Source organism: Cycloclasticus sp. PY97N, from assembly GCF_002443175.1.
Taxonomy (GTDB): Bacteria; Pseudomonadota; Gammaproteobacteria; order Methylococcales; family Cycloclasticaceae; genus Cycloclasticus; species Cycloclasticus pugetii.
The window spans coordinates 926,393-947,762 of the sequence record NZ_CP023664.1 but is presented as its reverse complement, the minus strand read 5'-3'; the positions used below and the strand labels follow the sequence as shown (position 1 = coordinate 947,762).

The window sequence follows — 21,370 nt, the reverse complement described above, 5'->3', positions numbered from 1 at the left end:
TTTAAGAAGGGTGTTTTCATTTAAGTGTCCTGTGTTTCGCTGTTGGCTTCGCGTTTCTTTTTGAGTTTATCTTGCCGATGCTGCTCAATCAATTCAGCCATTTCACCACCAATATGTTCCTCGCCGCGTTGTTTTGCCAATTCAATTTGATGTTGACGTTCAATAAACCGTGCTTTTTGCTCCTCATCCGTTTTATCAAAACAATGATGGCAACTGATTCCCTGCTGATAGTGCGGATGCAATTTATCTTCTTCGGTAATGGGCATTCTGCAACCAAAACACTGATCAAAACTGCCTTTTTCTAATTGATGATCCACCGACACGCGGTTATCGAAGACAAAACATTCTCCTTCCCATTGCGTTTGCTCCTCTGGCACTTCCTCAAGGTATTTTAGTATCCCACCTTCCAGGTGATACACCTCATCAAAACCCTGTTGTTTGAGATAAGCAGTCGATTTTTCACAACGAATACCGCCGGTACAAAACATCGCTACTTTTTTATGCTTCGTTGCATCTAAATTTTCTTTTACGTAATCAGGAAATTCGCGAAATGTTTGCGTTTTAGGGTTTAGCGCCCCTTTAAATGTACCAATCGCCACTTCATAGTCATTGCGGGTATCCACCAATAACACATCAGGGTCGTTAATCAGTGCATTCCACTGTGTTGGTTTAACGTACGTACCCACTATATCGTTAGGGTCAATATCCTCGACACCCATCGTGACGATTTCTTTTTTAAGCTTCACCTTAGTGCGGTTAAACGGTTGCGAATCGACATACGATTCTTTGTGAACAAGGTTTTTAAACGCTTCTTGATTTCTTAGCCACCCTAATAGGTGGTCTATCCCATTGCGTTTTCCTGCAACGGTGCCATTAATGCCTTCAGCGGCGAGCAGTAAAGTACCCTTAATACCCTGATGTTGCATTAGCTTAAGTAAAGGCTGTTTTAATGCGGCGTGGTCAGCTAATCTAACAAAGTGATAGAGCGCACAAACAACGTAGTCTTGATTTTTCATATGTATCCTCAATGAGCTGGCTGGAACGTAAATCCAGTGCCTTGGTTGATTATTATATCAAACCGGCCAAAAACTTAGCGCAAACTCTTAAGAACCCACTCTGTTTAATAGCTTTTTAGGTTAACTATTTGATTTAAGTCATTATCACTTAAGTACATTTCACCGTCTTGGATATTACACTGTAAATTCATCGTTCGGCCCGCCAATGCTTCTACCCCACTGGCTGTAATGTGCACGATACTGAGATTTTTAAACCGTGCTAACTTTTCGCCGTGTTGTTGCCACCAAACAGTCGCCTTACCTTCGTGATAGGTATAAATAATCACTTGTTGTGCTCGTCCACAAGCCTTACGGATACGTTTTTCATCTGGCTGCCCAAGCTCAATCCATAATTCAATCTCACCTGTTAATGATTTTTGCCATAATTCCGGCTCATCATCGGTTGATAAGCCTTTGGTCAATGTCAGGTTTTCATTAGCATTGGCTATAAAAGCAATTAATCGAACCATCAACCTGAAATCATTTTCTGATGGGTGTTGGGCTACTGTTAACTCGTGAGTTGCATAATAATGGCTATCCATATTAGCGATACTCAAAGACACTTTATTAATGGTGGATCCGATAGCCATCTACGTTAATAATTTTTTTTTAATCACAAAAAAACAGGCTAACAGATTAAAGCATTTTTGACACAGCTCATTGACGCATTCCCCTCTAATGATTGATAGTTATTACACCTTTCAATCATTAGCTCCAAACACAATAGAAAACCTTCCAACGAAAACTATAGCGTTCTTAACTAATCAATAGCCATCATGACACGAGCTGAAAAAAAAACCATCCATAGAGCAAGAGAAAAAACTCTTGGCGTGCCAGAATTAATTGCCATTGCATTGGGAGGGATGGTTGGCGGAGGCATTTTTACCATTTTGGGCATTTCTGTTTCAATGGTCGGTGCGTATACACCCGTGGCTATCTTTATCGGCGGCGGAATTGCCTTATTAGCCTGTTATTCATATATAAAGCTGGGCGTTTACTACCAAGATGAAGGAGCTACGTACTCGTTTTACAAAAGAACCTTTCCCAAATCGCGGTTTGCCGCCTCATTAATTGGTTGGTGTGTGATTTTTGGTTATATCAGTACACTTGCTTTATATGCCTATACTTTTTCTTCTTACGCCGTTAGTGCTGTTGATTTTGCAAACAATGAATGGGGGCGAAAAATCGTTGCTGGACTGATCATTTTAAGCTTCACACTAATCAATATATGGAGCGTTAAAGGTATGGGTAAAATTGAAGACATTATGGTCTATAGCAAATTAATTATCCTAATCGTGATCTCCTTTGTGCTGATTAACAACAGCCAGACCTCTCTGCCTGAGCTTCTGCAAAACGAACAAAACACTAGCCTTCTATCAATACTTATTGTGGCATCACTGACCTTTGTCGCCTACGAAGGGTTTCAACTAGTCATCAATGCAGTGAATGAAATGGAACAGCCTGAGATCAATATTCCAAAATCAATTTATTCTGCTATTTTTTTAGCTATTTTGATTTATGTTGTGATTTCACTTGGCGCCATTTTAGCTATCTCATTTGAAGAAATTATCGAGAACCAGGAATATGCACTCGCTGCTGGAGCAAATCACACACTCGGCCACTGGGGCACAGACCTTGTTATTATTGGTGCACTGTTAGCCACCAGTAGTGCAATTAGTGGCACCTTATTCGGTGCTTCAAGGCAAATGGCCGTCATTGCTCAAGATGGTTACTTTCCTGCTATTCTCGCCAAACGCTCTGGCCAAATACCCACTGCGTCCATTATCGGTATGTCGATAATGGCATTTTTATTAATATTAGCTGGAAGTCTGCGCATTATTCTTGAGTTTGGTAGCATTACGTTTTTGCTTGTCTCTGTATTGATGGCTTATGCAAACTTTAAAATTCGGCAGCTAACAAAGGCTTCCCCGTTAATAACAATAAGCTCCATCGTCGGGCTTGTTTTAGCCACCGCACTGATCATTTATTATGAGTTTACGCATCAACCGCAGCAATTAGCTTTTATCGTAGGAATATATGCTTTGCTGACCTTAAGCGCTTGGCTTTATTCTAAAAAAAACCAACCTTAATTAAGAGCTACACGACAGCATAGAACAACCTACTTTATGCTTCGCCCAATCTGGCCTTTTTTGATTGAGGTGTTCTTTATCAGGTTGTTCATCATATGGGTGCCTTAAAACCTCTAAGAGCTCATTCACCATGCTGTGATCGCCTTTCTCTGATTTATCGATCGCCAGTTGAGCCAAATAATTACGTAATACATATTTAGGGTTAACGCTGTTCATTAAGGCCCTTCTTTGCACCGCATTTTGCGGCTCTTGTTCGCACCGTTTCACATAGCGAACTAACCACTCGGTGATCGCCTCTTTCGCCTGCAGCTCAAGCTCATCAATATAAAACGCTGGCTTTAAATGCTCTATCGCTGTTGCGACGTTAAAGTCATCAGAAGTTGTCTGAATATCTGCTAATCGCCTAAAGAAAATCGTCATATCTGTTTCATGCAAACTAAAAAATGACAGCAATTGTTTAACCAACTCACTATCAGTCTCTTCTTCAAGCTGCGAGAAACCGAGCTTTTTAGACATCATTAATAACCATTGTTGACCGTAACGCTCAGCATACTCGTTAAGCGCTTTTTCCAACGGTTCTGCCTCCTCAATCAACGGATAAATCGCATTTGCTAATTGATATAAATTCCAGTGCGCTATTTTTGCTTGTTGAGCAAAGGCATAACGATGATGTGTTGCATCGGTGGTATTAGGTGTCCAGTTAGGGTCATACGATTCAAGCCAACCATAGGGACCATAATCAATGGTTAAACCGAGTATCGACATATTGTCGGTATTCATGACCCCGTGAACAAAACCAACTCGCATCCATTCTATGACCATATCGCAAGTTAATCTGCAGACCTCTTCAAACCACTTCAGATAAATCTGCTTAGAAGGCACTGAGTCTTTTTCTAGTAAGTGCGGAAAATCGGTTTCAAGCGTGTAATCAACAAACTGTTTTAATAGCTCTGTGTTTTGCTGAGCATAATATTGAAAATGCCCGAAACGCGTAAAGGATGGTGCGAGCCTACACACGACAGCCCCCGGTTCAGGCGCTGGGTTACCGTTGTACATCACATCACGCATAACATGCTCGCCAGTACTTGCTAGACTAAGTGCCCGCGTGGTTGGCACGCCAAGATGAAACATCGCTTCACTGCACAAAAATTCTCTAATCGAAGAGCGTAAAACAGCTAACCCATCTGCCGTTCTAGAGTACGGTGTTGGCCCGGCTCCTTTAAGCTGCAAAGCCCAACGTTCACCCTTTTTATTAACAATTTCTCCTAAATTAATTGCTCGCCCATCGCCCAGTTGCCCTGCCCAATTTCCAAACTGATGGCCGCCGTAACAAGTAGCATATGGCTGCATGCCATCGAGTTGTTCATTCCCTGAAAAAGTATTGAGAAACTGTTTTGATAGGCAATCGTCTTCATCTAAGTCTAATAATGCCGCCGCTTCTAGAGAGTAAGAAACCAGCGATGGCGCCTTCATCTGTTTTGGACTAACCCATGAAAAACAAGCTCCCTGAACCTGCCGCGGGTAATTCTCGCTAACATTATCGGCAGGTAACTGGCTTACAAATTTATTACTAAAGGTTAAATTATTCATACTGCCTCCTCGGTTGGCATTAAGTCGGCAAATACAAAGCCATCACGTTCCACGACTTCACCCAGCAACACGCCAATGGAGTACTTAAACATCGGGCCAGCATACGCAAAACTATGAAACTCACCATTTTCACCGCATGGATCAACACCAATCGGTAAGTCATCTAAAAACTGTTGGTTAAAATCACGCCCTACAAAACTGGCTGGCAACTGCTTAGGGTCAATACAAGTAATGTGCGTTTTTAAGCCAGCTGCTATCATCTGTTGAGCTAGTTGATCGGTCGGTTTCAACCAGAGTGGGAATAAAGGCTCTATCCCAGTTGGTTTTAAGTTGTCTATTCGGTATTGGCGAATATCCTCTAAAAATAAGTCGCCAAAGGCCATATGCGTGGCACCCAGCTTTTCGATGGATTCAAAAAAAGCACTCATTGCTCGGTTATATTCATTATTACTACATGGCGATGGAATGGGGATAATATATAAGGGGAGGTCTGCCGCCGCCGCTTGTTGCTTTAGCAGTTCCACACGAACTGCATGCATCGCAACACGTTGGTGTGTTTGATTGACCGTTGTTACTAAACCAAGCAGTTCAATATCCTCATCTTGCTGAAGTTGATAAAGTGTCCACGCGCTATCTTTACCACTACTCCACGATAATAAGGTTTTTTTCTTTGTCATGGTAGCGTTACACCTTCTACCGATTGTTCAAAAGAAGCAACTTTTGCTTTAATATCGTTGGGAATTGGGGCTGTTTGTTGACGTTTCATATCAAACCAAACTATCACTCCTCGGCTTGTTAGTACGGGAGTATCCTGACCTTTGTGATAAATATCGGCTAACATTGTTGCGCTTTTATTACCCATTTGACTAATGCGCGTATGAACCTCAAGTAAGGCTGGATAATGGACTTGTTTTAGATACCTACATTGCATATCCGCTAATACCCAGCCCGACTCTATACCCGCTTTAAGGGTTAAGCCCATCACCTCTTCGCAGTAAGCAACTCGACCGGATTCAACATAACGAACAAATTCAACATTATTAATATGTCCATAAACATCTGCGTCACCCCAGCGAACAGATAATGGAAAGACATGGTTAAATTCTTGTTTACTCATCAACAGCCCTTTGAACCTTATAAATTATTCATTACGTTTGTCATTATAACGACTTGGACACCGCCGCTTTAGGACAATATATTTCAATATTCTTAACGCTTAGAGCTATAGAAAACATACCCATCATTTAAGTGCCCTATTGAAAACAACCATAACAGTCGAACTATTGAACACCCCTTTCTATTTCACCGCGCTTATTTAAAACCCGCTTCACGATCTTACCAGCACCATTTTTAGGAAGTGTATCCATAAAAACGACTTTTCTTGGCACTTCATAACTGCCTAAGTGTTGACGACACCAACGACGTATATCGGCTGAGCTCGCCTCAACGCTCTCTTTTAACACGACATAGGCAACGGGGATTTCACCATGTAGTTCATCTGTTTGCCCAATTACCGCTGCTTCTAATATTCCGTCATAGCGATACAGCACCTCTTCAATAATCCGCGGATAAACATTCATACCGTTAACAATAACCATATCTTTTTTCCGATCGAGAATACTAAAGTAACCCTCTTCGTCAACGTTACCTAAGTCACCGGTTAAGAACCAATCTTCATAAAAAGACTCTTTGGTCGCCTCTGGCAATTGCCAATAGCCTTTCATCACATTATCGCCACGAACGGCAATTTCACCAATTTCACCTACCGGCAACTCCACACCCTGTTCATTAAGAATTTTCATTTCAACATTGGGTACAGGCAGACCAACCGTGCCTATTTTTCGAATGCCGCCTACTGGATTTACACAAGTTACCGGTGAACACTCTGTTGGCCCATCGCCTTCATAAATGGGCACGCCAAATTTTTGTTCAAAACGATTTAATATGTCTACCGGCATCGACGCACCACCAGACACACATAACTTAATTGAACGAAAGCGTGCACACTTATCGTTACGAGTATTTAGCAACACGTTGTACATACTAGGCACACCAAGAAAAACGGTACTGTTAGTTTTTTCGATGATGGTAAGCAAATTATCAGGTTCAAACTTGGCAACGGGAACAAAAGCACAGCCATGGGTCAGAGGGGTCAGCATGCCCACAGTCGCTGCAAACGCATGAAACATTGGTAACACTAAAACAATCACCTCTTTACCTGCTTGCCATTTCATTGCCTGAAAGACACTAGATGTATTGCTCACTAAATTGTGATGTGTCAGCATCGCACCTTTTGGTTTCCCCGTAGTACCGGACGTGTATAAAATAGCCGCTAAGTCATTAACTGGGTCAATTTTTATATTTGGTAATGAGCCATCATTATCACAAAGTTGCTTCCAATCAGCAGATTCTTCACGATTAGCGCGGATACAAATATTAAATAACGGTGCTGATATCTCTGCAGCAATGTCATCCATATTCGCCTGAAAAGCTTCATGGTAAATAACACCTTTAACCTGTGCATTTGTCATCACATAAATGATTTCAGCCGCTTTTTGAAGTAAATTAATAGGAACCACAACAGCTCCAGCCTTAACGATACCCATATAAGCTATCGCAAACTCAATACTGTTTATGCAATACAAGGCGACTGTGTCGCCTTTTTTAATACCCCTTTTTAGCAGCCCGTGAGCAAATTTATCTGAAGCAGTTTTTAACGCTATGAAAGTACATGACGTATCATTGTCAATAACCGCAACACTATTAGCATAGGTGCTTGAAGTAGTGTTAAACGCATCTATTAAAGATATTTTATGGCTCATTTATGCTCTCTTTTATTGCCATTTAATGGCTTATATTTATTAATGAGTAAGCGGTAAGTTATTTACTCTACGATGTTAGTTATTTATCACACATATTATTAGCAGCCAACCATAACGTGACAATATACTGATAGCAACCTAGAAGCGCTAAAGCAAGCGTTTCATTTTAATGAACTAAAAAATAGTTTACGTAGGTTTGATGATTGTCGTTAGCTTTTTGATCGAACAGCTCTGTTTAACAGCAAGTAATTACAAGATAGCTTACCGATAAGACTTAGCCGAACCAGATGATAAGAAAGCTAGATTAGCACTGAGATAACAGGGTAGTCTATTAATGGACTTTAGTGAATAATCCGTAATCCCAACTGATGAGCAACCGTAAAATAAACACCAGCAGGCAAAGCATTTTGAATGATACCGTTATTACCACGAATAGATTAGCAATAAGTGCTACTTACCACTAAGGACGAGAACTGAGATGGTTTTATGTCTAATTCATGCCACTACGTTTATGTAGCCGTCATAGACATTATTTAACTATTTTTAACACCGGTTTTTTAGTTTCTTTTTTTGCCGGCGATTTATCAGGATCTGGTGGCACGTCATCTTCAAAGCGTTCATCAAACATCATCCCTTTACCATTTTCTTTTGCATACGTCGCTAAAACAGCATTGATCGGGATATATAGGTTTTCAGACTGACCAGAGAACCGAGCAGAAAAAGAAATAGCCTCATTATCTAAAAACCAATTTTGTACTGCGCTCGGGTTAGTATTTAAAATAATACGCTCATCCGATACATATGCAGTCGGAACAATGACCCCCTCATAGCTTGCATCAACTAAAAGATAGGGAGTCATTCCGTTTTCAAGTATCCACTCATGTAAAGAGCGTACTAAATAAGGCTTGAGTGGCGTCATTGATAATTAAGAGGCCATTAATATATGACTTTCCATCATATCAAGCTCTTCTTTGCTCATGCTTTCTTGGAAGGTGTCACGTTTTGTGACTCGAGCAATATAGTCCTTAATGGCCTTTGCTTCTTTAGGTAATTCAATACCATATAGTGGTAGACGCCAAAGTAAAGGAGCCAGTACACCATCTACCAATGTAAACTCATCACTTAAAAAGTATTTATTTGATTCAAACAATGGAATAGAAGCGATTAAGTTTTCTCTAAGTAGTTTCTTTGCTTTTGCCGCTTTTTTCTCACCTGCATTAACAATATCATCAAGTAGGGTATACCAGTCTTGATCAATTCTATGTATTAACAGACGAGAACGCGCACGGGATACAGGGTCAATAGGATATAACGGTGGATGCGGAAAGCGTTCATCCAAATATTCCATAATAATTCTTGAATTGAATAAGGCTAAATCCCTGTCAATTAAAATAGGTAAGGTTCCATACGGGTTCAACTCTTGTAAGTCTTCTGGGAACTCCTTGCTATCTACAAATTCAACTTCAGCTGATGCACTTTTTTCGCACAATATAAAACGAGCACGGTGACTATAGTGACACACAGGGTCTGCAAAAAGCGTCATGATGGATTTTCTATTCAGTGCATTTATCATTATTTTGTCCGTTTTATTAAATGTGAAAGAGCTTTGTGTTAAATACAAAGCTCCTCAACTAGTACCGCTTATTATATTTTTAGTGAACGTCTTTCCAATATTCTTTCTTTAAGAAATAGAACACGACAATCATCAAGAAGATAAACATCAAGACTTTCCAACCAAGGCGTTGACGTTCAAGTTTTGCTGGCTCGCCCATGTAGGTCATAAAATTAACAAGGTCATTCATCGCCTTATCAAATTCTTTTTCAGTCATTCGACCAGGCTCAACGATTTCTAATCGATCTATCACTTTACGAATAGAACCATCTTCAAGCTCAACATCTTTATAGACTGCTTGTTGCATACCTTGTAAGTCTGCCAATACATGTGGCATCCCTACTTTTGGAAACAACGCATTGTCCACTCCAAACGGGCGCGATGCATCTACATAGAAGCTTTTTAGGTAGGTGTATAACCAGTCAGAGCCACGAGACCTAGCAATCAATGATAAGTCTGGTGGGTTAACACCAAACCACTTTACTGCATCTTCTGGACGCATTGAAATGGTCATACCATCAAATATTTTTTCACCCGTGAACATTAGATTAAGCTCAACTAATTCAGGCGGGATTTCTAAATCCTTCGCCATTCTTGAGTATCTAAGTTGCTTAGCTGAATGACAACTTAAACAATAGTTAACAAAATACTTAGCACCCCGTTGTAAAGACGCCTTGTTATCTAAATCTATCCTCGCCGACTCAAGTTCAATTGCCCCACCTGCAGCAAACAATTGTGATGAAAATAGTACTAATAAAGCCAAACTTAGTTTTTTCATTTCTCTTCTACCCTCTCTGGAACATATTTATCTTGGCCAAGGTTTGAATAAAATGGCATTAATAAGAAAAAAGCAAAATAAACAATCGAGAAGAGCCTAGAAGCTATGGTGCCTATTTCTGTTACAGGCTGCATTCCAAAGTAACCTAAGCCAATGAAACTAACACAAAATGCAACTATCGCCGCTTTAAATATAGGGCCTCTATAACGTATTGATTTATTCACACCCCTATCTAACCAAGGCAATAGGAATAAAACAAAAATTGCACCACCCATTGCAACAACGCCTAGGAACTTATCAGGCACCGCTCTTAAGATTGCGTAAAACGGTGTGAAGTACCATACCGGGGCAATATGCTCAGGTGTCTTCAATGGATCCGCAGGTATAAAGTTTGCGTGCTCAAGGAAGTAGCCTCCCATCTCCGGCATATAGAAAATAATTAATGCGAAGACAAACATGAACACCGCGACACCTACTAAGTCTTTGACTGAATAGTATGGGTGGAATGGTATTCCGTCTAACGGTACACCTTTATCATCCTTGTGCTTTTTAATCTCGATACCTTCTGGGTTGTTAGAACCCACTGCATGCAATGCCACAATGTGCATAAACACCAAAATAACCAGTACTAATGGAATCGCAATCACATGAAAAGCAAAAAAGCGGTTAAGTGTTGCATCAGAAATAACATAGTCACCACGTAACCATAGTGCTAAATCTTCACCAACATAAGGAATCGCTCCAAACAAAGACACAATCACTTGTGCTCCCCAATATGACATTTGGCCCCATGGTAATAAATACCCCATAAAAGCTTCAGCCATAAGAGCGACATAAATAATCATGCCGAATACCCAGACTAATTCACGAGGTTTTTTAAATGAGCCATAAATCAAACCACGGAACATGTGTAAATACACAACGATGAAAAAAGCAGATGCGCCTGTTGAGTGCATATAGCGAATCAACCAACCCCATTCGACATCACGCATGATGTACTCAACAGAGTCAAACGCTAACTTTGCATCTGGCTTGTAGTTAATTGTTAAGAAAATACCGGTAATAAATTGATTAATTAGCACCAATATCGCTAACGAACCAAAGTAGTACATCCAGTTGAAGTTTTTAGGTGCATAATATTCTGCAAGATGCTCATTCCACACTTTGCTTAGTGGGAATCGTTCATCCACCCACCCTAACGCATTTTTTAACATGCCACTCATTATGCTTGCCCTCCTGATGAACCAATTAATATTCTGGTGTCTGTTATATATTCATGAGGCGGCACCACAAGATTTAATGGTGCAGGTACGCCCGCGTAAACTCGACCGGACAAATCAAACAACGAACCGTGACATGGGCAGAAAAACCCACCCTTCCACTGAGGACCTAAGTCTTCTGGAGCCACTTCGGGTCTATAGGTTGGAGAGCAACCCAAATGTGTACAAATACCAACTGCAATAAAAACTTCTGGCTTAATAGAGCGCGATACATTTTTACAAGACTCTGGTTGCTCAGATTCATTTGAATCTGGATCCCTTAATATATCTGTCATTTCAGCCATCTCAGCGAGTGCTTCTTGACTACGTTTCAACACCCAAACCGGTTTCCCACGCCATTCAACACGAATCAGCTGCCCGGGTTCTAACTTACCAATATCAGCCTCAACTGGAGCACCCGCCGCTTTTGCACGGTCACTTGGGTTCATTGACGCTATAAATGGAACCGCCACATAAGCCGCACCCACTCCCGTTACCGCAGTAGCTGCAGCGGTTAAAAAAAGACGCCTGCGCTTATCTACTACTTGTTCGCTCATCTAAATCTCCATAAAATCATCGTAAATTACACATGCACATTTTGCACGGCACTTATTCGCAGGATTTTAGCATATTTTATTTTTTTAGGGTCAGCTAACAAAGCCTAGAAGAGAAATTGTATGCCATATACAACTCTTTTTTGATTTACTGCTTTAGTATTGAAGCAAATTTTTCAATAAATAAATCATTTTCCGAACGTGTGCCTACTGTGACGCGAAGACATTCCGCCGGCAAACCGGGATTACTAGCCATTTTTTTAATTAACACACCGGCTTGCTTTAATTGCTCAAAAACACGCTCCGCAGAATCGGATAACAATGAGAATAATATAAAGTTGGCATCACTCGGGAAAACTTTCACTCCAGCAAATGACGTTAAGCCGCTCAGTAACCGTTCACGTTGTTCGCGAATAACGGCGGCTTGCTGATTTAGAGTATCAATGTGTTTAAATGCAAATGTAGCCGTTAATTGTGTAAAAACATTAATATTGTATGGCAGGCGTATTTTTTCAAGCTCGTCTGTCAGACATGGGTGGCCCACTACAAAACCAAGCCTCAACCCTGCCAAACCTAATTTAGACACTGTCCGCATCACTAATAAATTTTTAAAATCTGGCGTTCGATTCATAAACGTTTTGCATGCGAAAGGCTGATACGCCTCATCAATCACGACTATGCCATTAGCCAATTCTAAAATTTGAATTAAATCATCATCATCAAATAAGTTTGCCGTCGGGTTATTTGGGTATGATAAAAATATAACAGCCGGGTCTTCTTGTTTAATTGCAGCCTTCATAGCTGACATATTCAAGCTAAAGTCTTCGTTAAGCGGCACACCGGTGAAAGGCAAACCGAGAGAATTTGCAATGTGCTGGTACATAACAAAACTTGGTGTTGGCGCTATGACAGCACTTCGATCGTTCATCGCCATTAAAATAAGTTGTATCAGCTCATCAGAGCCATTACCAAGCACTACCCCTAATTCTGCTGGCACATCAAAGCAATCACGCAACCCAGTTATCAATTCCCTAGCTGATGGATCTGGATATCTATTAGGCTCAACATTTGAAAGTAGTTGTAACCACTCTTCTTTCATTGCCTTAGGCCACGGAAATGGGTTTTCCATCGCATCCAACTTAATCAGCCCTGTTGCTTCTGGCACATGATAAGCCGCCATTTGCTGTATTTCTGGGCGAATTAAGTCTTCAACTATTTTGTTTGTTTTTGACATCCTACTAGCCGTTTATTTTACGGTATTCTGCAGATTTTGCATGGGCTGTTAAAGCCTCACCGCGCGCCAAAATAGACGCTGTATCAGAGAGTGCTGAGGCCCCAGTTTTACTGCAATTAATCATGCTAGTGCGCTTTTGAAAATCATAAACGCCCAGTGGTGATGAGAATCTCGCTGTGCCAGATGTCGGTAAGACATGGTTAGGTCCAGCGCAATAATCGCCCAGTGCTTCCGGCGTGTATCTACCTATAAATATTGCACCCGCGTGTTCAATCTCTTCAGCCCACTGCTCAGCATTATCTACTGATAACTCAAGATGCTCTGGCGCTATTTTATTAGCAATGCTTATCGCTTGTTCTTTTGTTTCTGCATAAATAAACCCACCCCTACCTTCTAATGAGGCTTTTATGACCTGTGAACGCTCAAGCGTAGGAAGTAATTTTTTTATGCTCGCCTTAACCTCTTCAATGAACCCTTCATCTAGTGAAACGAGTATCGACTGCGCTTTTTCGTCATGTTCTGCTTGCGAAAAAAGATCCATCGCTATCCAATCTGGATTGGTTTTTCCATCACAAACAATAAGAATTTCAGACGGACCAGCAATCATGTCTATACCTACTTGACCGAAAACCATCTTTTTTGCTGTCGCGACAAAAATATTACCCGGCCCAACAATCTTATCAACTCTCGGCACGGTTTCTGTTCCATAAGCAAGCGCTGCCACGGCTTGCGCCCCACCCACTTTAATCACCTTATCTACGCCCGCAAGCCAGGCAGCCCCAAGAACTAATGCGTTTAGTTCGCCCTTAGGAGTCGGGGTAACCATTACAATCTGTGATACGCCCGCTACTTTCGCAGGAATAATATTCATCAACACTGAAGATGGGTATGCCGCTTTACCGCCCGGCACATATACACCAACACGTTCAAGTGGGGTAACTTTCTGACCGAGCGTATTACCCATCTCATCGACAAAATCCCATGATTGTGCTTTTTGCTGTTCGGCATAGTGACGAATCCTATCAGCGGCGACTTTAAGTGCCTTTGAGTGCTCATCCGGTAATTGATCCCAAGCACTAGCGAGCTGCTCTTGTTCAACAACAAGGTTATCGGCGCTGGCTTCCCATTGATCAAACTCTTGAGTATATGACAATAGCGCCGCATCACCATGCTGGCGGACAGCCTGTATTATTTCACTGACGGTTTGATTAACCGAGCTATCTTCTACATCATCCCAAGCCAACAAATCAGCAAGTGATTGATCAAAATCAGTACTCGATGCGTTCAACGTTTGTATATTCATTTATTAACGCCTGTTATCAACAGCCACTTCTAATGTCTTAATCAGCGTCTTAATTTGTTGATACTTCATTTTCATTGAGGCTTTATTAATGACCAGCCTAGAGCTAATGTCCATAATAAAGTCTAGTGGCTCCATACCATTAGCTTTTAATGTATTACCAGTATCGACTAAATCCACAATACAATCGGCCAAGCCTACAATAGGTGCCAACTCCATAGAGCCATATAACTTAATAATTTCTACTTGTTGGCCTTTTTTAGCAAAATATTGTTCCGTTAACGACACGTATTTAGACGCTACTCGAATTTTACCGGTTGGTAGTTTTTTACCCGTTACAATCGCCGTCATTAAACGACATTTTGCAATATTTAAGTCTAACGGCTCATAAAGGTTATCGCTACCATGTTCAACCAGCGTATCCTTACCCGTCACGCCGACATCTGCTGCGCCATACTCTACGAAGGTTGGCACATCAGTAGCCCTTATGATGACTAAATTAACCTTACCACAAACACTTGGCACAATCAGTTTCCGTGTTTTAGATAAATCCTCAGATGGCTCGATGCCCGCCTCAGCCAACAACGGGAGCGTATCTTTTAAAATCCGGCCTTTTGAAATTGCTATTGTTAACATTGAACTAGCTAGGTACTCGGCGTATTTGACCGCCTAATAAAGCGGTTTTTTCTTCAATACATTCATAACCACGGTCGATATGGTAAATCCGCTCAATAATTGTTTCGCCTTTAGAGACTAAACCAGCAATAACCAGACTTGCAGATGCTCTTAAATCTGTTGCCATCACTGTTGCGCCTTCCAGCATTTCTTTACCGACACAAATAGCTGTATTACCTTCTAATTTAATATCAGCACCTAAACGCTGTAACTCATGAACATGCATAAAGCGATTTTCAAAAATCGTTTCTGTAATAACCGATGTCCCTTCAGCCAGTGTATTAAGCACCATAAATTGTGCTTGCATATCTGTTGGAAAACCTGGGTATGGCGCTGTTTTAAAAGACACAGCTTTAGCACGTTGCCCCTTCATATCCAACTCAATCCAATCGTCGCCTATGGTCAATTCTGCACCGGCTTCTTGCAATTTTGACAACACCATATCTAAGGTACCAGGGTCAACGTCTTTGATTTTAATCTTCCCCCCGGTTGTTGCAGCCGCCACCAAATAGGTGCCCGCTTCAATCCTATCCGGAAGAATGTCATACACTAAATTTTTAGTTGCTAGCGATTCAACACCTTCGATGGTCAAGGTGTCTGTTCCAATACCTGATATTTTTGCACCTAATTTATTTAGAAAGTTAGCTAAATCACTCACTTCAGGTTCACGTGCAGCATTTTCTATAATGGTTGTTCCTTCTGCTAACGTCGCAGCCATCATCAAGTTTTCAGTCCCTGTCACTGTCACCATATCTAACACAAGCCTTGCACCTTTAAGCCGATCGCATGACGCATGAATATACCCATTCTCAACTCGAATATCAGCGCCCATTGCCTCCAAGCCCTTTAAGTGAATATTCACCGGTCGTGAACCAATTGCGCAACCACCTGGCAAGGAAACTTCTGCTTTACCAAAACGTGCTAATAATGGGCCTAAAACAATAATTGATGCCCGCATTGTTTTTACCAGTTCATAAGGTGCTTTAAAGGTGGAGATCGTAGATGAATCTACTTCAATTCTTACTTTTTCATCGACCGATAAGGTAACACCCATCTGTCCTAGCAGACTCATTGTGGTTGTAATATCATGCAGATGAGGAACATTCCCAATAATAACTGGGTTTTCGGCAAGCAACGCACCTGCCAAAATTGGCAAGGCCGCATTTTTTGCACCTGAAATACGTATTTCTCCTGAGAGCGGCCCACTGCCTTGAATAATCAACTTATCCATTTTCTACCTACCTATTATATTTACTAACGCCACTAAACGATTGGCAGAATTCCATCAAGACCACTAACTCGGGCGATTTCTAACATTTGCTCAGGTATTTCTTGAAAACAAATACCCTGACCAGACCTCTGCGCCATGGCCATCCACTCAACCAATAAAGCCAAGCCTGCGCTGTCTGTTTTTTCAACTGAGTTTAAGTTAAACGCTAGGTCAGCCTGACCGGCAAAAAACGGCTCAGACGCTAATAACAACGCCGCAACATGATCAAACCCTAAGGTACCTGAAACACATATTACACCTTCATCATTTTGCTCTAGTCTTGCATTACTCATTGATAAATCCAGCCTGCTGAAAACTTATTATTCTTCGGAGCTACTGCTAAACAAAAATTGACCAATAATCTGTTCAAGCACTAACGCTGATTGCGTCATCTCAAGTTGACTGCCGTGAACAAGTACTTCTTCTTCACCACCAGGCTCAAGCCCAACAAACTGCTCACCCAACAAGCCTGCTGTTAAAATACTCGCATTACTGTCAGAAGGTAATTGATTGTACTTTGCATCGATCTTCATCGTGACAACAGCCTCAAATGAGTCTGGGTCAAAATCAATCGCCTTTACTCGGCCTATGTTGACGCCAGCCATTGATACTGGCGCACGCACTTTTAGGCTACCAATATTTTCAAAGTTAGCAATAACATCGTAACCTTCGTCACTATTTGCATTGCTTAAATTGCTCACTTCCATAGACAAGAAAAACATCGCAACAAAGCCAATGGCTACAAAAAAACCTACTAAAATCTCAATCGATCTTGATATGTGCATACCTAGATATCTCCAAACATCAATGCAGTTAAAATAAAATCTAACAATAAAATAGCAAATGCAGAGTGAACAACCGTTCTCGTTGTTGCTCTCCCCACTCCTTCAGAAGTAGGCACCGCATCATAACCTTCAAAAATAGCAATCCATGTGACTACCCAACCAAACACTACACTTTTAATTAAGCCATTAATAATGTCTTCGTTGAAATCAATCTTAGCCTGCATTTGAGACCAAAAACCCCCTTCGTCAATGCCAAGCAAGCCAACGCCGATAAAGTATCCACCTAAAACACCAACCGCACTAAACAATGTCGCTAAAATAGGCATTGAAAGCAAACCTGCCAAGAAACGTGGCGCCATCACCCTTTTGACTGGGTCAACAGCCATCATCTCCATTCCAGACAATTGCTCAGTGGCTTTCATTAAACCAATTTCTGCGGTTAGTGCTGACCCCGCACGACCAGCAAATAACAATGCCGTTACCACTGGGCCTAACTCTCTAACCAGTGACGCGGCAACCATGACGCCCAGCATGCCTTCTGCGCCAAAGTCTGACAGCGTATAAAACCCTTGTAATGCCAGCACCATACCGACAAAAACCCCTGAAATAATAATCAAGGAAAAACTCAGCACACCAACCGAATACATCTGTGCAATTAACAATCGCGGCCGCATCAAAACACTTGGGATGCTCAGCAAAATGTTAACAAAAAAAACAGATCCTCGACCCAAACGCTCAAGCATACTCAATGATGCAGCCCCTAAGCGTTGCAAATAATCTAGCATGCTAAAGTCACCTTCATTCTCACGTCTCTATTCCCATTAAATCTTTTGCATACTCTTTGGCTGCATAATGAAAAGGAACAGGCCCATCAGCCATTCCCTGCATAAACTGTTGCGTCCATTCAGAGTCTGATTGTGCTAATTGCTCCGGCGAGCCGTGCTCAACCACTTTGCCCTTTGATACCAGATAAACATAGTCTGCAATGGCACAGGTTTCTTTCACATCATGTGACACCACAATACTCGATAGGCCTAATGCATTATTCAACAAGCGAATTAACTGCACCAACACACCCATCGAAATGGGGTCTTGTCCAGTAAATGGCTCATCGTACATAATCATCATTGGGTCTAGTGCAATAGCTCGAGCCAATGCAACACGTCGCGCCATACCACCGGACAACTCGGCCGGCATCATATCCCTTGCGCCGCGCAAACCAACCGCATTTAACTTCATTAATACTAAATGGCGAATTAACGACTCGGGAAGCTGAGTGTGTTCACGTAGCGGAAACGCCACATTGTCAAACACCGAAATATCCGTTAGCAATGCACCACTTTGAAACAGCATTCCCATTTTTTTACGCAGTTGATAAAGGTGCTTATGTTTTAGCTGATGAACATTCTGCCCATCTACTTCAATAGAACCAGATGAAGGTTTCAACTGACCACCAATTAACTTCAACAAGGTAGTCTTTCCTGTCCCACTAGGCCCCATAATGGCCGTGACTTTTCCACGCTGAATATCCATATCTACGCCATCAAAGATAAGCTTTGATCCGCGAGAAAAATGGACATCTCTAACTTTTATTAATGAAGTCGTTTCCGTCAATGACGTTTCCCTAGTTTCTTTCAACACTATTATCAGCGTTATTGAAGATAAAATAAATCAGGCATTGTCCCTACCTTATCAATGCACGTCAATCCGAACTTTCACTATTTATGGCGCAATCTTTTAAAACCCAATTGTTTTTTTCGCTTAAACTATCCACTTTTTATGCGACAATAAATTTCGCGTTAACTTAACCTATTCTCCTTACCTTAATCTTATGCTTGTATTTTCTGTTGCGCTGCTTGCAGGCTTTTTCTTTTTAATTTTTTCTGCTGATTATTTTGTTAAGGGCACTTCCGCTATTGCGCGAAATATTGGAATATCGCCGTTAATTATAGGTCTCACCATCATTGGCTTGGGCACTTCGGCCCCTGAAATGTTGGTTGCTGGAATAGCCTCTGTTCAAGGCAACACTGGTCTTGCAACAGGCAATGCCGTTGGCTCAAATATCGCTAATATTGGTCTAGTACTCGGTGTTACCGCGTTAATCAGCCCCATTTTGATAAAGTCATCTTTACTTAAACGCGAACTACCTATTTTATTGGTCATCTCTATAATCAGTTACCTTTTACTCGTTGATGGCCACCTATCAAGATTTGACGGACTTATTTTATTTGCTGGGCTCATTGCTTTCCTTTACTGGTTATTACGCAGCGCTCAACAGAACAAGCAGCAAAAAAAAGACATCTTAGCAGCCGAGTTTGATGACGAAATCCCAAGCGACCTAAGTACAAAGACTGCCTCTTTTTATGTCATCATCGGTCTTACTATCCTCATTATTAGTTCAAAACTACTAGTTTGGGCAGCCGTCAATATTGCCATCCTCTTTGGTGTTAGTGATTTAGTCATTGGATTAACCATTATCGCCATAGGAACTAGCTTGCCAGAATTAGCAGCTTCTATTATGAGCGTTATTAAAAAAGAGCCTGATCTTGCTGTAGGAAACATTATTGGGTCGAATGCCTTCAACTTATTAGCTGTCTTATGTTTGCCTGGGCTTCTTCACCCTGGCAATGTAGATCCACAGCTCGTTTCACGCGACCTCCCCATTATGCTTGGCTTTACTTTATGCCTATTCATTTTTTCATATAGTTTTAATGGCCAACCTAAGATCAACCGTTTTAAAGGTGGGGTTTTTATGCTATTTTTTGTCGCCTACCTTAGCAAGGTATACTTAGATACTCTTGGAATTTAGCACAACTGAACACCGACCTAATGCCTGATAACCATCATCGAACTCAACTTAAGCAACTAGGCTTGGCCGTTGTACAAACCGAAGCAGACGCTATTGCTAATCTCGCCGGACACATTGACGAACATTTTATCGATGCGTGTGAACTGATGCTTAAATGTGACGGCAAAGTTGTCGTCATCGGTATGGGAAAATCAGGCCATATTGGTAATAAAATTGCTGCCACGCTAGCCAGCACCGGAACACCTGCTTTTTTCATTCACCCAGGGGAAGCCAGCCATGGCGATCTTGGCATGATCACTAAAAACGATGTGGCTTTAGCGCTTTCAAATTCAGGCGAAACCGGAGAAGTGCTCACCATTTTACCCATTCTTAAACGTTTAGGCATTCCACTCATTTCTATCACAGGCAATCCAAGTTCAACCTTAGCAAGCCTTTCTGACGCACCCATTAATGCCAGTGTTGCTAAAGAAGCTTGCCCATTGGGCCTTGCGCCTACCTCCAGCACCACAGCTGCGTTGGTTATGGGCGACGCCTTGGCCATTGCGTTACTTGAGGCACGCGGCTTTACCGAAGCGGACTTCGCTCTTTCACACCCAGGCGGCAGTCTAGGAAGGCGTCTATTACTTCATGTTAGTGACATTATGCATCAGGGTGATGATATTCCAATCACTGAAGAAACAGCGCCGGTAAGCGCCGCCTTGCTTGAAATGACAGAAAAAAAATTAGGAATGACGGCTATTACAAACCAACAAGGTGATTTAACCGGTATTTTCACCGATGGCGATTTACGACGCATGCTTGAAAATAATATTGACATCCACGGCACTGAAATCAAACAAGTGATGACCCGTGGAGGCGCGACTATTAGCTCAACACAACTGGCCGTCGAGGCCTTACAACTGATGCAAGATAAAAAAATTAACGCATTATTGGTCACCGATAACAACCAACTGGTTGGCGCTCTTAATATGCACGATATGCTAAAAGCAGGGCTATCATGATTGAGCTAACTGATGATTTTCAGCAACGGGCACAAGATATCCGATGCGTTATTTTTGATGTCGATGGGGTGTTAACAGACGGAAAATTGTTTTTTGACCTAAAAGGCAATGAGTACAAATCTTTTCATGCACAAGATGGACAAGGCTTAAAACTACTCCAGCAAAATGGTATCGATGTTGCCGTTATTTCTGGCCGCTCATCCCCCCTTGTCGAGCAAAGAATGAAAAACCTTGGCGTGACAAATATTTACCAAGGCCAAGAAAACAAAACCGCCGCGTTTAACCATTTACTAAAAAAACTTAACATTACCCCAAATCAAGTGGCGCACGTTGGTGACGACTTACCCGACTTAGCGCTAATGACACGAACTCGCTTAGCCATTGCCGTTAAAGACGCAAACCCTTCCATACTTGGATACTGCCAAGGCCAAACAGAACGACTCGGGGGACACGGTGCCGCTCGAGAAGTCTGTGATACTATTTTAAGCATTCAAGACAAACTCACGCCTTCTGTGCAACTGTTCTGTGACACCTAA

At 41.6% G+C, this 21,370-nt stretch carries 23 protein-coding genes; 4 read left to right on the top strand and 19 right to left on the bottom strand.

Annotated elements, in window-relative coordinates; translation table 11 throughout:
* Positions 1 to 20 precede the first annotated feature (20 nt).
* Entirely contained in the window at positions 21 to 1,016 is a 996-nt protein-coding gene (locus CPC19_RS04750; protein ID WP_015006424.1) for a rhodanese-related sulfurtransferase, read from the bottom strand.
* A 104-nt stretch (positions 1,017 to 1,120) separates the two neighbouring features.
* Positions 1,121 to 1,645: a YaeQ family protein gene (locus tag CPC19_RS04745; protein ID WP_020162491.1), complete on the bottom strand. Its 525-nt coding sequence runs from the start codon at positions 1,643 to 1,645 to the stop codon at positions 1,121 to 1,123.
* A gap of 186 nt (positions 1,646 to 1,831) precedes the next feature.
* Between CPC19_RS04745 and CPC19_RS04740 the strand changes: the two genes are divergently transcribed.
* Positions 1,832 to 3,145 carry an APC family permease gene (locus tag CPC19_RS04740; protein ID WP_016389972.1) on the top strand — a complete coding sequence of 438 codons (1,314 nt, stop codon included), beginning with the start codon at positions 1,832 to 1,834 and terminating at the stop codon, positions 3,143 to 3,145.
* On the opposite strand, the gene CPC19_RS04735 is transcribed toward CPC19_RS04740, so the two are convergent.
* From CPC19_RS04735 to CPC19_RS04655, 17 genes are all read right to left on the bottom strand, one after another.
* Positions 3,146 to 4,735, bottom strand: coding sequence for a YdiU family protein (locus tag CPC19_RS04735; protein WP_016389971.1), 1,590 nt, complete (start codon positions 4,733 to 4,735; stop codon positions 3,146 to 3,148).
* Positions 4,732 to 5,412 carry an ATPase of PP-loop superfamily protein gene (locus CPC19_RS04730; protein ID WP_016389969.1) on the bottom strand — a complete coding sequence of 227 codons (681 nt, stop codon included), beginning with the start codon at positions 5,410 to 5,412 and terminating at the stop codon, positions 4,732 to 4,734. Before CPC19_RS04730 ends, CPC19_RS04735 begins: the two co-directional genes overlap by 4 nt.
* Positions 5,409 to 5,852, bottom strand: coding sequence for a thioesterase family protein (locus CPC19_RS04725; protein ID WP_016389967.1), 444 nt, complete (start codon positions 5,850 to 5,852; stop codon positions 5,409 to 5,411). The genes CPC19_RS04730 and CPC19_RS04725 overlap by 4 nt, the downstream gene beginning before the upstream one ends.
* A gap of 163 nt (positions 5,853 to 6,015) precedes the next feature.
* Positions 6,016 to 7,557: a long-chain fatty acid--CoA ligase gene (locus CPC19_RS04720; RefSeq protein WP_016389965.1), complete on the bottom strand. Its 1,542-nt coding sequence runs from the start codon at positions 7,555 to 7,557 to the stop codon at positions 6,016 to 6,018.
* Positions 7,558 to 8,086: 529 nt separating this feature from the next.
* A complete protein-coding gene (locus CPC19_RS04715; RefSeq protein ID WP_015006431.1) occupies positions 8,087 to 8,476 on the bottom strand; it encodes a ClpXP protease specificity-enhancing factor in 390 nt (129 codons plus the stop codon).
* Between the two features lie 6 nt (positions 8,477 to 8,482).
* Entirely contained in the window at positions 8,483 to 9,130 is a 648-nt protein-coding gene (locus CPC19_RS04710) for a glutathione S-transferase N-terminal domain-containing protein (RefSeq protein ID WP_015006432.1), read from the bottom strand.
* A 79-nt stretch (positions 9,131 to 9,209) separates the two neighbouring features.
* Entirely contained in the window at positions 9,210 to 9,947 is a 738-nt protein-coding gene (locus CPC19_RS04705) for a cytochrome c1 (RefSeq protein WP_016389964.1), read from the bottom strand.
* A complete protein-coding gene (locus CPC19_RS04700; protein WP_016389963.1) occupies positions 9,944 to 11,161 on the bottom strand; it encodes a cytochrome bc complex cytochrome b subunit in 1,218 nt (405 codons plus the stop codon). The genes CPC19_RS04705 and CPC19_RS04700 overlap by 4 nt, the downstream gene beginning before the upstream one ends.
* 8 nt (positions 11,162 to 11,169) lie before the next feature.
* Positions 11,170 to 11,763, bottom strand: a complete 594-nt coding sequence (petA, locus tag CPC19_RS04695; protein ID WP_015006435.1) for a ubiquinol-cytochrome c reductase iron-sulfur subunit — start codon at positions 11,761 to 11,763, stop codon at positions 11,170 to 11,172.
* A gap of 145 nt (positions 11,764 to 11,908) precedes the next feature.
* Positions 11,909 to 12,994, bottom strand: a complete 1,086-nt coding sequence (gene hisC / locus CPC19_RS04690; RefSeq protein ID WP_016389962.1) for a histidinol-phosphate transaminase — start codon at positions 12,992 to 12,994, stop codon at positions 11,909 to 11,911.
* A 4-nt stretch (positions 12,995 to 12,998) separates the two neighbouring features.
* Complete coding sequence (gene hisD, locus CPC19_RS04685) at positions 12,999 to 14,297, bottom strand: histidinol dehydrogenase (protein ID WP_016389961.1); 1,299 nt, start codon at positions 14,295 to 14,297, stop codon at positions 12,999 to 13,001.
* A 3-nt stretch (positions 14,298 to 14,300) separates the two neighbouring features.
* On the bottom strand, positions 14,301 to 14,930 hold the full coding sequence (hisG, locus tag CPC19_RS04680) for an ATP phosphoribosyltransferase (protein ID WP_016389960.1): 630 nt from the start codon (positions 14,928 to 14,930) through the stop codon (positions 14,301 to 14,303).
* Between the two features lie 4 nt (positions 14,931 to 14,934).
* Entirely contained in the window at positions 14,935 to 16,200 is a 1,266-nt protein-coding gene (gene murA, locus CPC19_RS04675) for a UDP-N-acetylglucosamine 1-carboxyvinyltransferase (protein ID WP_016389959.1), read from the bottom strand.
* Positions 16,201 to 16,232: 32 nt separating this feature from the next.
* Positions 16,233 to 16,532, bottom strand: a complete 300-nt coding sequence (locus CPC19_RS04670; protein ID WP_015006440.1) for a lipid asymmetry maintenance protein MlaB — start codon at positions 16,530 to 16,532, stop codon at positions 16,233 to 16,235.
* A 27-nt stretch (positions 16,533 to 16,559) separates the two neighbouring features.
* Positions 16,560 to 17,024: an outer membrane lipid asymmetry maintenance protein MlaD gene (gene mlaD, locus CPC19_RS04665; protein WP_015006441.1), complete on the bottom strand. Its 465-nt coding sequence runs from the start codon at positions 17,022 to 17,024 to the stop codon at positions 16,560 to 16,562.
* A gap of 2 nt (positions 17,025 to 17,026) precedes the next feature.
* Complete coding sequence (gene mlaE / locus CPC19_RS04660) at positions 17,027 to 17,809, bottom strand: lipid asymmetry maintenance ABC transporter permease subunit MlaE (RefSeq protein ID WP_015006442.1); 783 nt, start codon at positions 17,807 to 17,809, stop codon at positions 17,027 to 17,029.
* A gap of 19 nt (positions 17,810 to 17,828) precedes the next feature.
* The gene (locus CPC19_RS04655; protein ID WP_015006443.1) at positions 17,829 to 18,557 is read right to left on the bottom strand and encodes an ABC transporter ATP-binding protein; all 729 of its coding nucleotides are present in this window, start codon (positions 18,555 to 18,557) and stop codon (positions 17,829 to 17,831) included.
* A gap of 298 nt (positions 18,558 to 18,855) precedes the next feature.
* Between CPC19_RS04655 and CPC19_RS04650 the strand changes: the two genes are divergently transcribed.
* The 3 genes from CPC19_RS04650 to CPC19_RS04640 are packed head-to-tail and all read left to right on the top strand — an operon-like array spanning position 18,856 to position 21,370.
* A complete protein-coding gene (locus CPC19_RS04650) occupies positions 18,856 to 19,833 on the top strand; it encodes a calcium/sodium antiporter (RefSeq protein ID WP_016389956.1) in 978 nt (325 codons plus the stop codon).
* 20 nt (positions 19,834 to 19,853) lie between these two features.
* A complete protein-coding gene (locus CPC19_RS04645; protein WP_016389955.1) occupies positions 19,854 to 20,834 on the top strand; it encodes a KpsF/GutQ family sugar-phosphate isomerase in 981 nt (326 codons plus the stop codon).
* Positions 20,831 to 21,370, top strand: coding sequence for an HAD family hydrolase (locus tag CPC19_RS04640; RefSeq protein WP_015006446.1), 540 nt, complete (start codon positions 20,831 to 20,833; stop codon positions 21,368 to 21,370). The genes CPC19_RS04645 and CPC19_RS04640 overlap by 4 nt, the downstream gene beginning before the upstream one ends.